General features: G+C 59.4%; 14 protein-coding genes. 9 read left to right on the top strand and 5 right to left on the bottom strand.

All coding sequences use genetic code 11. The features are described from left to right. Nucleotides 1-123: 123 nt before the first annotated feature. Nucleotides 124-1,074, top strand: a complete 951-nt coding sequence (locus K0B93_RS07475) for a homocysteine S-methyltransferase family protein (RefSeq protein WP_219866611.1) — start codon at nt 124-126, stop codon at nt 1,072-1,074. Here K0B93_RS07475 and K0B93_RS07470 read toward each other — a convergent pair. Continuing rightward, nucleotides 1,051-2,022 carry a ribonuclease Z gene (locus K0B93_RS07470; RefSeq protein WP_219866610.1) on the bottom strand — a complete coding sequence of 324 codons (972 nt, stop codon included), beginning with the start codon at nt 2,020-2,022 and terminating at the stop codon, nt 1,051-1,053. The two genes, K0B93_RS07475 and K0B93_RS07470, sit on opposite strands and share 24 nt — an antisense overlap. A 183-nt stretch (nt 2,023-2,205) precedes the next feature. Here K0B93_RS07470 and K0B93_RS07465 point away from each other — a divergent pair, with 183 nt between their 5' ends. Further along, entirely contained in the window at nt 2,206-2,691 is a 486-nt protein-coding gene (locus tag K0B93_RS07465) for an NADAR family protein (protein WP_219866609.1), read from the top strand. Here K0B93_RS07465 and codA read toward each other — a convergent pair. From codA to codB, 3 genes are read right to left on the bottom strand one after another with little or no spacing between them, the layout of a single operon-like run. After that, nucleotides 2,680-3,936: a cytosine deaminase gene (gene codA, locus K0B93_RS07460; protein WP_219866608.1), complete on the bottom strand. Its 1,257-nt coding sequence runs from the start codon at nt 3,934-3,936 to the stop codon at nt 2,680-2,682. The genes K0B93_RS07465 and codA overlap by 12 nt on opposite strands. Before the next feature lie 29 nt (nt 3,937-3,965). Then, nucleotides 3,966-4,589 carry a PucR family transcriptional regulator gene (locus K0B93_RS07455; RefSeq protein ID WP_219866607.1) on the bottom strand — a complete coding sequence of 208 codons (624 nt, stop codon included), beginning with the start codon at nt 4,587-4,589 and terminating at the stop codon, nt 3,966-3,968. Continuing rightward, nucleotides 4,590-5,873: a cytosine permease gene (codB, locus tag K0B93_RS07450; RefSeq protein WP_219866606.1), complete on the bottom strand. Its 1,284-nt coding sequence runs from the start codon at nt 5,871-5,873 to the stop codon at nt 4,590-4,592. Between the two features lie 282 nt (nt 5,874-6,155). Here codB and K0B93_RS07445 point away from each other — a divergent pair, with 282 nt between their 5' ends. After that, nucleotides 6,156-6,803 (top strand): DUF1294 domain-containing protein, encoded by a 648-nt coding sequence (locus K0B93_RS07445; protein ID WP_219866605.1) that lies wholly within the window; start codon nt 6,156-6,158, stop codon nt 6,801-6,803. Nucleotides 6,804-6,823: 20 nt separating this feature from the next. Here the strand turns inward: K0B93_RS07445 and K0B93_RS07440 are convergent, their stop codons facing one another. Continuing rightward, complete coding sequence (locus K0B93_RS07440) at nt 6,824-7,738, bottom strand: DMT family transporter (RefSeq protein WP_219866604.1); 915 nt, start codon at nt 7,736-7,738, stop codon at nt 6,824-6,826. Between the two features lie 123 nt (nt 7,739-7,861). On the opposite strand from K0B93_RS07440, the gene K0B93_RS07435 reads away from it, so the two are divergent. The 6 genes from K0B93_RS07435 to K0B93_RS07410 all read left to right on the top strand — a co-directional run bounded on the left by K0B93_RS07435 (nt 7,862) and on the right by K0B93_RS07410 (nt 12,539). After that, a complete protein-coding gene (locus tag K0B93_RS07435) occupies nt 7,862-8,758 on the top strand; it encodes a LysR family transcriptional regulator (RefSeq protein ID WP_219866603.1) in 897 nt (298 codons plus the stop codon). 135 nt (nt 8,759-8,893) lie between these two features. After that, nucleotides 8,894-9,118, top strand: a complete 225-nt coding sequence (locus tag K0B93_RS07430) for a hypothetical protein (RefSeq protein ID WP_219866602.1) — start codon at nt 8,894-8,896, stop codon at nt 9,116-9,118. Continuing rightward, nucleotides 9,118-9,744, top strand: a complete 627-nt coding sequence (locus K0B93_RS07425; RefSeq protein ID WP_219866601.1) for an NAD(P)H-dependent oxidoreductase — start codon at nt 9,118-9,120, stop codon at nt 9,742-9,744. The genes K0B93_RS07430 and K0B93_RS07425 overlap by 1 nt, the downstream gene beginning before the upstream one ends. Then, a complete protein-coding gene (locus tag K0B93_RS07420) occupies nt 9,717-10,010 on the top strand; it encodes an antibiotic biosynthesis monooxygenase family protein (RefSeq protein WP_219868057.1) in 294 nt (97 codons plus the stop codon). The genes K0B93_RS07425 and K0B93_RS07420 overlap by 28 nt, the downstream gene beginning before the upstream one ends. An 81-nt stretch (nt 10,011-10,091) precedes the next feature. Next, nucleotides 10,092-11,087 (top strand): NADP-dependent oxidoreductase, encoded by a 996-nt coding sequence (locus tag K0B93_RS07415; RefSeq protein ID WP_219866600.1) that lies wholly within the window; start codon nt 10,092-10,094, stop codon nt 11,085-11,087. A 150-nt stretch (nt 11,088-11,237) separates the two neighbouring features. Then, nucleotides 11,238-12,539: an MFS transporter gene (locus K0B93_RS07410; RefSeq protein WP_219866599.1), complete on the top strand. Its 1,302-nt coding sequence runs from the start codon at nt 11,238-11,240 to the stop codon at nt 12,537-12,539. The last annotated feature ends 49 nt before the right edge of the window (nt 12,540-12,588 follow it).

The following is a 12,588-nucleotide window of genomic DNA, read 5'->3' as shown; positions in this document are numbered from 1 at the left end:
ATACCTTTGATTTAAAGCCTGTCGACTGAAATTTCAATTCCCACCTGAAGTGCTTACCTGCACCTGCCCTGGTGCCTACTATAAAAGACTCACAACAACCCCAAGCCCAGGAGGGACCAGATCATGAGCGCCTACAGACAAGCACTTCCACAGCTGGGCGACCAGCTTTTCATTACCGACGGCGGCCTCGAAACCAGCCTGATCTTTCATGAGGGAATCGAGCTTCCCGAATTCGCTGCCTTCGTGTTGTTGAATGATCAAGAAGGTCGAGATGCGTTGAAAAAATATTATCGGAGCTACGCGCGGATAGCAAAGCAGGCGGGTCTTGGCTTCATTCTGGAATCTCCGACCTGGCGTTCGAGCCCGGAATGGGGGCAAAAGATCGGCTACACAACGGCGGAGTTGCATGACCTGAACACGGCGGCGATCGGACTGATGGAATCGATTCGTGAGGAATTCGAGAGCGCCGATCAGCCCTACGTTATCAGCGGATGCATTGGGCCGCGGGGGGACGGTTATCGGGCCGAGAACCGGATGACCGAGACCGAAGCCCGTGACTATCACGGGGAACAGATTGGCAGTTTTGCGTTGAGTGCGGCCGATTGTGTTACCGCAGTCACGATGAATTATGTCGAGGAAGCCAGTGGCATTGCCCTGGCTGCCCGTGATCGGCGCATTCCGGCGATTATTTCCTTTACCGTGGAAACCGACGGTCGACTCCCGAGCGGTGAAACCCTGGATGAGGCCATCGCTCTCGTTGATGCGGCGAGCGATGGCTATCCGGCCTATTACATGGTCAATTGTGCTCACCCCAGTCATTTTGAATCGAGCCTGGCGGCGATGGAGCGTATTGACCGTGTACGCGGCATCCGCGCAAACGCCTCCCGGTGCAGTCACGCCGAACTGGATGAGGCCGACGAGTTGGACGATGGTAACCCGGAGGAATTCGGGCTGGACTATCGGCGCCTGCTAGATCGTTTTCCCAGCATAAACGTGGTGGGCGGTTGTTGCGGGACGGATCAGCGTCATATTGAGCAAATAAGCCTGCGATTAGTCAGCCAGGATGCGGCTTAGGGACAGATCCTTTTCCAGGCGGTAGCTGTCGAAATCCCGGGCCAGGAAGAGCTGCCCCTGGTAGTGCTGCATGGCTTCTGCTGCCAGTTGGTTGATGTTGGGTGTGCCCTCGGGCCGGGACTGGTACCGGGAACTGAAGTGGGTCAGCACCAGGTTGGGCAGGTGCACCTGCTGGGCAAACCGGGCCACCTGTTGGGCGGAGCTGTGTTGCGGCCACGGGCCGACCCGGTCGGCCACCTCCTGGGTGTAGGTGGCCTCATGAACCAGCACGTGGCTGCCCGTGCAGGCATCGGCCAGCAAGCCCGGGTCGTCGTTGTCGCCGGCTACGATCAGCCGGCGGGCAACCCGGGGAATGTGTGTGTAGTCCTCACTCCTGAGTACTCGGCCATCCGCAAGGGTTACGTCATGGCCTTTCTGCAGCTCGCCCCAGCCAGGTCCGGCGTCGATGCCATACTCCCGCAACTTGTCCACCAATAGCTGCCGTTCCAGATTCCGCTCGGTGAAAACATAGGCCCGACAGGGTACCCGATGGGACAGCGCCACGTTGGTCACCCCGAGGTGCTCATCCTGCCAGTGGAAGTCCGGCGCTTCGGAATCGATGAAGTTCAGGGGGTAGCTCAGGCTGGAGTCGCTGTTCTCGAGCACCGCGTTGATGAAACGTTCAACCTGGGCAGGGGCGATGATGTCCAGTGGTTCCGTCCGTCCCAGCATGGATGCGCTGGTAAGAAGTCCTGGGAGGCCAAAGGTGTGGTCGCCGTGGATATGGGTGATGAATATCGCCCGCAACTGCATGACCGAGTAATGAACCCGCAGCAACTGGTGCTGCGTGCCCTCGCCGCAGTCCACCAGGTACCAGGGCTTGTGGCCGGACCGGGAAAGCGCGAGGCCGCTGACATTGCGCGATCGTGTCGGTGTTCCGGCGGATGTGCCCAGAAAGGTGAAGTCCATGGATCCTCGTTTTGCGGTCAGGTTGCCCCGGGAAATTTTAATGAAGTCAGGTGGAACAGGGTATATGCCATCTTATCTGTTAACCTTTCCCCAGTAACGCTCGCTTGCGTGAGTCCGCCGCCGGAGTGATATGGGCGAGAGGCTTCTGTAAGCTCATTATTCATTTCCCAGGCGGTAGCAACTATGTCTCTTTTCCCGGCAGACAACGGTGAGAACGATCTGTTCCTTTCACGAACCGATCCAGAGAACCCATTTGGAACCCACGCCGCGTATAGCTTCGAGCTGGAGGGCAAGGTCTGGCCCACCGTGGAACACTACTTCCAGGCCATGAAATTCACCGATGAAAACCGGCAGGAAAAGATCCGAACGGCAACCACACCCGCTCGCGCGGGAAAGCTGGGCCGCAAGCGCCATAAGAGCTTGCGGCCAGACTGGAAAAAGGTCCGTGAAACCGTCATGACGCGCGCGGTGTATACCCGCTGCCGCACCTATCCCGACCTGGCGCAAGCGCTGCTTGAGACCGGCGACCAGAAGATCGTCGAAAACAGCAATTACGATTACTTCTGGGGTTGTGGCCGAGATCGGCGTGGCCACAACGGTTACGGCAAAGTTCTGATGAACGTCCGGGCCAAATTGCGTCAGGAGCAGGCGGAAGCTTCAGAGCAGTAGGCCTGCCTCGTAATCTGTGGCCTCCCGCCTTACCAATACTTTCCCATCCCGAACCGAGGCCAGCACCGGTCGCTGGCCCAGCAATACTTCGTAGGGTGTCTGTCCCTGCTGCACGATGCACCGCGCCGGCATGCCCTTGGCAATGCCGTATTCCTTGAGGTCCAGGGCGGCAGCGCCGTTGTCGGTGATAAGTTCGAGCGAGCGGTTGATCTGACTCATCCCCAGCATGTGGCAGGCGTGCAGGCCGACATCGAGGGTGCGCAGCATGTTGCCGTTGCCAATCGGGTACCAGGGATCCCGGATGGAGTCCTGGCCGAAGGCGACTTTCAGGCCGGCATCCAGTAGTTCGGGTACGCGGGTAAGGCCCCGCGGCTTCGGGTAGCCATCAAAGCGCCCTTGCAGGTGCAGACTTTCGGTGGGCATGGACAGGAACCGCAGGCCGGATTTTTTCAGCAACCGGAACAGCCGGCTGCAATAGGCATTGTTGTAGGTGCCCATGGCGCAGGTGTGGCTGGCAGTGACCCGGGAACCGTAGTCCAGCCGCAGGGCTTCGGCAGCGAGCACTTCCAGGAACCGGGACTCCGGATCGTCGATTTCGTCGCAGTGTACGTCTACGAGGCGATCGTGTTTGTAGGCCAGCTCTACCAACCATCGAACCGATTCGGCGCCGTAGTCTCGGGTGAATTCGAAATGAGGGATGCCGCCCACCACGTCAGCGCCCAGACGAATGGCCTCTTCCATCAGATCCCGGCCGTTCGGGAAGGACCAGATGCCTTCCTGGGGAAAGGCGACGATCTGCAGGTCTACATAGCTGGCGGTTTGCTCCCGCACCTCCAGCATGGCCTTGAGCGCCGTCAGGCTTGGGTCAGTCACATCCACGTGGGTGCGCACGTACTGAATGCCATGGGCGGCGAAGAGTTTGAGGGTTCGGGTGGCCCGGCTGATGACATCCTCGTGGTTCAGGGTGGCCTTGCGCTCGGACCAGCACTCGATGCCCTCGAACAGGGTGCCGCTCTGGTTCCAGCGGGGCTCACCGGCCGTCATGGCCGCGTCCAGGTGGATGTGCGGTTCTACAAAGGCCGGGGTGACCAGGTTGCCGTCTGCATCCAGTTCATTGGCCCGGGCCGCCACACGATCCGTCTGTGCGGTAATCTCGGCGAAGCGGCCCCCGGTGATGGTCAGGCGATGCAGGCCGTCATGCTTGGGAAAGCGGGCGTTTACTATGGCATCCAGGTGTTCGGTCATGTTGTCTCCTTTACGTGGCTCTCGGATGGTTAGGGCTTTAACAGCAGGTGAGCCAGCAGCAGTGTCTTGAAGTGCTCGGCCGGGTCGATGCCCTTGGGCAGCGATTCGGTCATTTGGTTCATTCGGTTGCGAACCGTATTCCGGTGGCAACCGAGGGTGTCGGCCATGGCGCTCTGGTTGCCGCGGCAGTCGATCCACGCCTCCAGCAGGTCGGCCGAGCCGGCCAGGGTTGCGGCCTCCAGCGCCTGCCCGTCGGTGTGTTCAGACCAGACAATGGCGCGGCCGATGGTTTCGGTCACCTCGATCATCGGCAGGGAATAGGGCTGCTCGAACAGCGGGATCGACAGCTCGTCCGCCAGGCGGCACAGCGTGTTCGGCAACTGTCCGATGTAGGCATCTCCGGTGAGCACCACCAGCCCGGAAATGTTGCACTCCTTGCCCTCGTACAGGCATTCGGCGAGGTTCTGTGGGCTGCGATGCCGGCTGATCCCGGTGACGAACACCAGCTCGCCACCCTTGACCCAGACCTTGAACGAGCGGTTTTCCGCCACGTAGGGCCATCGGACTGCGTTGTCCGCGGCGGCGCTTCCGCCCCGCAGCCGGATGGCCTCGAGGCCGGGCAGGCGAAGCATGTCCCGGCATCGCAGTGGCACTTAAAGGGCTCCTATTACCTGGGCTCTGCGTTCGCGCACGGCCTGGCTGATCAGAAGAACGAGGCCGTAACTCGCGGCGGCAACAACCACACCCACAATGGGCGCGATCCAAGGTGAAGTGTAGGCCGCCGCCGAACCAATGGCATAGGCCGCAAGGCCGGGAACATTGAAGGCCGGCAGGGTTACCTGGGTCAGATCCGGGTACTGGCGTTTGTAGCCGACAAAGTAGCTGGCCATGATCACGCCGCCGATTGGCGGGATAAAGGTACCAAGGAGTACGAGAAATGGAATTAGCCATTCGTACATGCCCATCACGGCGAGCATGGTGCCGATGGCCGCGCCGGCGATGGTGACCAGTTTGCGGCGACGGGTGCGCAGCAGGTTGCAGCCGGCGACGGCGAAGTTGTAGACGGTGTTGTCCTGGGTGGTCCAGAGGTTCAGGAACAGCATCAGGATGCCGAGCGTTGCCAGTCCCTGGGCGACCATGATGTCGACGATATCGGCCTGCTGGTATACCAGTGCCCCAAAGGCGCCGATCAGGGTCATCAGGCCATTGCCAAGAAAGAACGCCAGCAGTGTCGCGATCACGGCAGTCTTGCCGGTCCTGGCAAACCGGGTCCAGTTGGTGGCCTGGGTGCCACCGCTCACAAAGGTGCCGAACACCAGCGTGATGGCAGCGGCGATGGTCATGTCATTCGCCGGGGTAATCGCCAGCAACCCGGACAGGCCACCGGCATCGGAGGTGGCGATGGTCATGCTGACGGCAACCAGAATAATCATGGCGGGCACCGCAAACCGGGACAGCAGTTCCAGCCCCCGATAGCCGATGAAGGCGGTCACGCAGAAACCGAACCCGAACACCACCATCAACGGTGTGGTCAGGCTTTCTGGCATGCCCGTCAGCTTGACCAGGAGGATGGCCATGGTCGCAGTGCCCCAGGCGTACCAGCCGATCTGGGTGAAGCCGAGAATGATGTCCGAGAGTTTGCTGCCCACTTCGCCGAAAGTGAACCGGCTCATCAGGGCCGTGTTCAGGCCGGTTTTCGCGGCAATATAGCCGAGCACGGCGGCGTAGGTGCCCAGCAGCAGGTTTCCGATGGCCAGCACCATCAGCATGGTCGGGAAATCAAATGCGACACCGACACTGCCACCGGCCCACATAGTGGCGGTGAAGAAGGTGAAGCCAAGAAGCACCAGGCCCATGGACCAGACGCTTTTGCGTTGATCCATGGGGACGGGGCTCAGGGGATAGTCCTGTTCTTTCGGGGTTACCTGGGTGGTCATGACGATCTCTCCGTATCGTGAGTAAACACGTTGGGAGATGGCAACGTTTGTGCCATGGGTGGGTAAAAGCGGTGGTAGGCTCCGGAATCTCGAACGTCGCTTGTGCACAATGCACAATACAGGTTGGTTGCCGGGATGGGGGCTGGGTGGCGTGCGTTTCCCTGGTGCGATTTTCGGGGAGAGTCCCGGAAATGGTGCACACATTTCGGTCATGGTGGTTCATGGCTATCGAGCGCGGCTATAATCCCCGGGAAAATTCAGGCATTGAAGGGAGAACGCCCCTTGCATCATAAAGGATTACTCACGGCGTGGAGCGACGATAAAGGCTTTGGCTTCATCACTCCTGCCGTTGGTGGTGAGCGCGTTTTCGCTCACATCAGCGCCTACGCAGGCCGTGGCCGGCCGTCGGCAAACCGGGAGGTGAGATACTCGCTCACGGAAGATTCCCAGGGCCGCATTCGGGCCGGGAAGTTCCAGTACGCCGGTATTGGCAGGCTCAGCGCGAGTGTAGCGCCCGGTTTCTGGCTGGCCTTGCTGGTGGCGATTGGAGTGATCGGTGGGTTGGGCAGTGCCTACCGATTCGGATACCTGCCCGTGATCGTGCCGGCGGTCTACGCGGGTATGAGCCTGCTGGCGTTGGCGATGTACGCTGTAGACAAGGCAGCGGCCGTGAAAGGTCATCGGCGGGTACCGGAGAACCGCCTGCACCTGTTGGAATTGCTCTGTGGCTGGCCCGGTGCCCTGGTCGGCCAGCAGTTTTTCCGCCACAAAACCCGCAAGGGGGCCTTTCAGTTTGGCTTCTGGCTCTGCGTTATCCTGAACGTCGGTGCGCTGGGCTGGTTGCTGCTCTGGCCCGAGGCCGAGTTTGCGCGGCGGGAACTCGGCATTGACCATGCCCTCTCCCTCAACCCCCTTGGCGGTATCTATTGAGGGCCGTGGCGGTTATCCACTCATGCCGAGTGCCGCGGTGTGCGATTGCTCAGGCGCAGGCCGGCAATTACGATCACCGCCCCCAGCCAGATGGTTAGCGAGTATCGCTCGCTAAACCACACCACCCCGATGATTAACCCAAACATTGCCGCCACAGCACCAAGCTGACTGTAGAAAACCGGGTTGGAACGCTTCTGAAGTTCGAACCCGCAATAGTAGGTCAATGCTGTGACAAGGCCCTGCAGGAAGATGATCGATATTACTCTGGGCCCGAACTGCAATGCCATCAGTTGGGTTCCGGACAAGACGGCCAGTACGCCAAGCAGCGTGGCCGCTGCGAGCAGGGTGCCCGCAGCCAGATTCATCGGTTTGGCCCGGTCGGGCCAGGCCACCGACCGGTATACATTACCGATCGACAGCGCGGTCGGGATCAATAGGCCGAGGGCGAACCAAAAACCGTTTGACTGGCTCATCTCGGAATGTCGCTGAACAACAATCCAGGCACAGGCGGACACCGCGACCGACAGGCCTGCAAGCTTCATCCAGCTTCGTTTTTCCAGGCCCATCGTGGTCGCGATCAGGAAGGTGAATATCGGGGGCAGCGCATACATGATGGCGGTAAAACCTGCGCCCAGTTTGGTCACGAGGTAGAAGGCAATGGCATTGGGAACGGCGATGCCTGTTAGACCACTGATGACAAAGTAGATGGTCAGCCGTTTCTCCGGGGCCCATGCAAACTTCGGCGAACACAAGAACAGAACCAGGCCTGCGATCAGTGTTTGCCAGAAGGCGTAGGTGAGGGCGGGAACACCCGACGCTGTTGCCGTTTTCGCCAGCGCCAGCATCAGAGCGATCAGAAATCCATTGGCTATCAACAGTCCCCAGACGACGGTCTGGGATGGCAAGGTCAGGCGCTGTTGTATCGATGCGAACATTTGGTTTGCTCCAACGTGAAACCGTGAACGTTATGGGCCTCAGTGTGTCGGAGTTCATTGGATTGATAATCGGAGCGTTTCGAACAATACTTGTTCCAATTTGGAAATTATTAGGAAGTGAGTGTGGCTACGGACAAGCTCAATGCCATGAAGATCTTTCGGCGCGTCGCGGAACTGGGTAGTTTCACGAAAGCGGCAGAGGATCTGGACATTACTGCTGCGACGGTCAGTAAACACATCGCGTTTCTCGAGCGAGACGTCGATACCCGCCTGATCAATCGCACGACACGCCGGATGAATCTCACGGATGCTGGCCTGGTCTTTCTCAAGCGCACCCAGGCCCTTCTGGATGACCTCGAGGATGCCGAGCTGGAGGCCCGGGGCTTTCAGGCAGAGCCAAAGGGCTCGATCAGAATCAACGTGCCTATGTCCTTTGGCCTGACCCACATTACGGAGGCCATCGACAGCTTCCTGAATCGATACCCGGAGATTGAGGTCGACCTGCAACTCAGTGATCGCATGGTCGATCTGGTCGAGCAGGGAGTAGACATTGCAATCCGGGTACGCAGTTCGCTCTCTGATTCGAGTCTGCTTGCCAAACCGCTCAGGAGGTCCAGAAACATCGTCTGTGCCTCGCCACGCTATCTGGAAAGCGCGCCAGCGATTCGCTCACCTGCCGACCTTGAGCGGCATAACTGCCTGGCCTTCACCTTTCACGACCGGCCCAGAGTCTGGGAACTGGGGGGAGAGGAAGTCACCGTGAACGGCAATTTCCGGACGGACAGCAGCCTCGCGATCCGCCAGAGCCTGCTGAGAGGCATGGGGGTGGGGTTGCTGCCGCGTTTTCTGGTGCAGCAAGATATCGAGAACGGCGCGTTGATTCCTCTTCTCGAAGCCTTCCCGCCCAGGCCCTACACCGTCTTCGCGCTTTTTCCCCCTGGCCGAAAGCAGCCGACGAAAGTACGGCTCCTGCTGGAACATCTGGATCAGCATCTGGGCGACAGGCCTTATTGGGAATAGCGCGGTTAGCTCAGGTCTGATCAATTCGTGGGTTTTATTGTTACCTTATTGGAAATTATATAGTTCCATTCCATCCATTTAAGCATCTCTGGCGGTTTCATAAAGTGGCGACTCCAACCTGAAGGAGGCACCGTTATGCATCGCCAAACCAAACTCTACCATTCCATTGTTCTGTCCCTGTTTCTGGTGCCGGCATCGGCCAGTGCAGCCGATGTGGCTGCAAGCCCCTGGGGCCCTGCTGACGAGATCGGTCGTTTGAACTTGATAACTCCTGAGTCCAGGCAAGCGCCACTGAAGATCCGTGGTGGAGATGCAGCTCCGTTGCGGTCGATCGCAATTCCTTCCGCGGAGGTGAAATAATGGACATTCATGCAGCCTTGGACTGGCGTTATGCAGTTCGTGAATTTTCGCCGGAGAAGCTGAGCACCCAAGCCGTTGAAACGCTGATCGACGCGGCCCGGAAAAGTGCCTCTTCATACGGCTTGCAGCCTTACAAGATGATCATTATCGAATCCGGCGCGGTACGCAGAGACCTCTTGCCGCACTCGTTCGGGCAAGAGAAGGTATTGGGCTGTTCCCATCTGGTGGTCTTTGCCGTGGACAACCGGGTCGGTGATCAAACGGTGGATCGTTACGTCGAGCAGTATTTGAAGGTCCGAAGGGTTCCCTTCGAGGACATTGCAGGCTACGCCGGTCATATGAAGCAAGCGCTGGCCTCCAAGTCATCCGCCGAAAAAAGGGAATGGGCGCACCAGCAGGCCTACATCGCGCTTGGGACTTTGCTGACCGCAGCGGCCGCACTTCAAATCGATAGCTGCCCGATGACCGGCTTCGACCGGCAGGCTTACGATCAGGTTCTGGGGTTGTCTGAACGTGGGCTCGAAACGTCGTCAATTGTCGCCCTGGGACATCGAAGTGCGCGGGATCACAGCGCCGCAATGGCGAAAGTGCGTTTTGAATACGAGGATGTCGTCATTCGGATGTAGCGCCCGACAATTTTGAGGCGTTCAAAGAGACCTGGCGCGCCACAACCAATTGTATCCATGAAACGGTACCAGGCGCACTTGGGAGCTTCATGCCGCGGGCTTCCGAATCCGCGGAAGAGATTCTGACGCTCGCCAGGTGGGAGTCCCTGGATTCCTGGCGGAAGTTTTGGCAGGGCCAGAATAAGAAGCAGATGGAGGGAATGCGACAGCTTGGCAAGCGCCTGTCTGTTGAATGTTACGAAGAGGTTGAGGACCACACCCGCTGACCGCCCTTTAACTAAAGCCTTCGTCCCTCCATAGTGGTACCTGTCAGAGGTTCGATGAAATTCCACAGGAGGCAACTACCGATGAGCACCTACAAAGCAATTAATCTCGTGAAGCGACCTGCCGGGACAATCGGTCCGGAACTGTTCGAGGTGGTGGAGAAAGATGTACCGGAGCCCGCCGATGGCGAAGTGCTGGTCCGTCAGACCTACATGTCCCTTGATCCGGCGATGATGGGCTGGATGAGTGAGGACACCGACAGCTACATTCCACGAGTGGAGCTGGGTGACGTCATGCGCTCCTCGGGCATTGGCGAGGTCGTTGCCTCCAAACACCCGGATTTTGCCGTTGGCGATCAGGTCATCGGGATGTTTGGCTGGCAGGAGATGGCCCTGACCGATGGCTCGGGTGTGAGCAAGGTGGATAAGAGCCTGCCCCCGGAAATGGCGCTGTCGGTTTTTGCCCTCCCGGGGCTGACCGCTACCCAGGGCCTGTATGGCTATGGTCACCCCCAGAAGGGCGAGACGCTGGTGGTGTCCGGTGCCGCCGGTTCGGTCGGCTCCATTGTGGGTCAGCTGGCCAAGGCCGATGGCCTTCGGGTCATCGGTGTGGTTGGCAGCGATGAGAAGGCGGACTGGATCATCAATGAACTCGGCTTCGACGGTGCCGTCAACTACAAGACGGACGACCTTGGCGCGAAACTGGACGAATTGGCGCCGGACGGCATCGATGTCTATTTCGAGAACACCGGTGGCCCCATCCAGGACTATGTGTTCGAACGGATGAATGCCCATGGTCGCATCGTGGTGTGTGGCATGATTGCCGACTACACCTCAGCCAACCCGCGCCCTGGCCCCAACTGGATGCGCATCATCAAGAAACGCCTGTCCATTCAGGGCTTCACCATGCCCGACCACAGGGACAAGACGAAAGAGCTGCATGCCAAGCTAACGCCCTACGTTCAGAGCGGACAAATCAAATACCGGACACACGTTCTGGAGGGGCTGGAGTCGGCCATGAGTGGGTTGTCTCTGTTCCTGACCGGTGAGAACAAAGGCAAGCTGATGGTAAAGCTCTAAGGCCCGAGTTCCCTGTGCAAGATGTGCGTGCACGCATTGACCAAGGGTGACGACAAAACGTAACACGATGATATGATTCTGAACGTCAGACAGTAGGCGGGCCGCCATTGTTGCTGGGCCGATCTTCTTTTCACCGGTTGTGGAGATGCAATGGAACAGCCCACCGAAGTCCAGTCGTCGGGCGCGCAGGAAAACAAGCGGGCACTCTGGTCCTGGGCGCTCTATGACTGGGCCAACAGCGCCTTTTTCACCATCATTCTCACCTTTGTCTTTGCCCAGTATTTCAGCGTATCGGTGGTGCAGGACGAGGTCGCCGGCACCAATGCCTGGGGCAACATTGTGGGGATCTCCGGTGTGTTTATCGCGATCCTGGCGCCGATGCTCGGGGCCATTGCGGACCAGACCGGGCGTCTCAAGCCCTGGCTGATCAGCTTTACCCTGCTGTGCGTGGTCTCATCCGCTATGCTGTGGACCATTACGCCGGATCAGGACCAGTTCTGGAGCGCTGCACTGTGGGTGGGCCTGGGCACCCTCGGTGCCGAATTTGCCTTCATTTTCTACAATGCCCTGCTGCCGGACCTGGCCAGCCAGGAGCGCACCGGCCGCTGGTCAGGCTGGGCCTGGGGTCTTGGCTACGTCGGAGGTGTAACCAGCCTGGTTGTCGCGTTGTACGGGTTTATCGAGGCTGACGCCAACCTTTTTAACCTGGATCGGGATCAGGCCGAACACGTTCGTGCGACTTTCGTTCTCGTCGCTGTCTGGTATCTGGTATTTGCCCTGCCGGCGTTTTTCTTCATCCCGGACCGGCCCCCAACCGGTCTGGGCCTGGCCAAAGCTACGCGCGCCGGGTTCCTCCAGTTGAAAGAATCCATCGCCCATGTCCGCCAGTACAAGGACATCGTCCGCTTCCTGATCGCTCGCATGCTGTACACCGACGGCCTGGCTACGATCTTTACGTTCGGGGGCGTGTACGCCGCCGGCACCTTCAATATGGGGCCCACCGAAGTCCTTCAATTTGCCATCGCCCTGAACGTGACGGCAGGCCTGGGCGCGCTGGGCTTTGCCTGGATCGACGACGCCCTGGGCGGGCGAAACACCATCCTGCTGGCGCTGGTGGGGCTGGGCAGCAGCGCGCTGGCCATCCTGGTGGTGGATGGTGCGACGGCGTTCTGGGTGTGGGGGATGATCCTGGGGATTTTCGTGGGGCCGCTGCAATCGGCCAGCCGGTCTCACCTGGCCCGGGTGGCCCCGCCACATCTCCAGACCCAGATGTTCGGCCTGTTCGCGTTTTCCGGTAAGGCCACCGCCTTCGCCGGCCCGTTGCTGGTGGGGTGGGTGACTGCGATTACCGACAGCCAGCGCTGGGGCATGAGCACCATTCTGGTGTTCCTGCTGATCGGCTTCGTGCTGATGTGGAAGGTGCCGTCCACGGAGGCCAAGGAACCTGACTAATGCTGATTCAGGACCGATCCCCTAATCACGGGTGGGAGTGCATGCCTAA

Origin of the sequence: Marinobacter sp. F4218 (assembly GCF_019443085.1) — a bacterium.
In the GTDB taxonomy this organism is placed as follows: domain Bacteria; phylum Pseudomonadota; class Gammaproteobacteria; order Pseudomonadales; family Oleiphilaceae; genus Marinobacter; species Marinobacter albus.
This window is presented reverse-complemented; position numbering and strand designations above follow the sequence as displayed.

Excerpts from the sequence above, each read along its gene's own strand:
- K0B93_RS07475 (WP_219866611.1), top strand. The coding sequence starts at position 124 with ATGAGCGCCTACAGACAAGCACTTCCACAGCTGGGCGACCAGCTTTTC.
- K0B93_RS07415 (WP_219866600.1), top strand. The coding sequence starts at position 10,092 with ATGAGCACCTACAAAGCAATTAATCTCGTGAAGCGACCTGCCGGGACA.
- K0B93_RS07430 (WP_219866602.1), top strand. The coding sequence starts at position 8,894 with ATGCATCGCCAAACCAAACTCTACCATTCCATTGTTCTGTCCCTGTTT.
- K0B93_RS07465 (WP_219866609.1), top strand. The coding sequence starts at position 2,206 with ATGTCTCTTTTCCCGGCAGACAACGGTGAGAACGATCTGTTCCTTTCA.
- K0B93_RS07470 (WP_219866610.1), bottom strand. The coding sequence starts at position 2,022 with ATGGACTTCACCTTTCTGGGCACATCCGCCGGAACACCGACACGATCG.
- K0B93_RS07410 (WP_219866599.1), top strand. The coding sequence starts at position 11,238 with ATGGAACAGCCCACCGAAGTCCAGTCGTCGGGCGCGCAGGAAAACAAG.
- K0B93_RS07425 (WP_219866601.1), top strand. The coding sequence starts at position 9,118 with ATGGACATTCATGCAGCCTTGGACTGGCGTTATGCAGTTCGTGAATTT.
- K0B93_RS07440 (WP_219866604.1), bottom strand. The coding sequence starts at position 7,738 with ATGTTCGCATCGATACAACAGCGCCTGACCTTGCCATCCCAGACCGTC.
- codA (WP_219866608.1), bottom strand. The coding sequence starts at position 3,936 with ATGACCGAACACCTGGATGCCATAGTAAACGCCCGCTTTCCCAAGCAT.
- codB (WP_219866606.1), bottom strand. The coding sequence starts at position 5,873 with ATGACCACCCAGGTAACCCCGAAAGAACAGGACTATCCCCTGAGCCCC.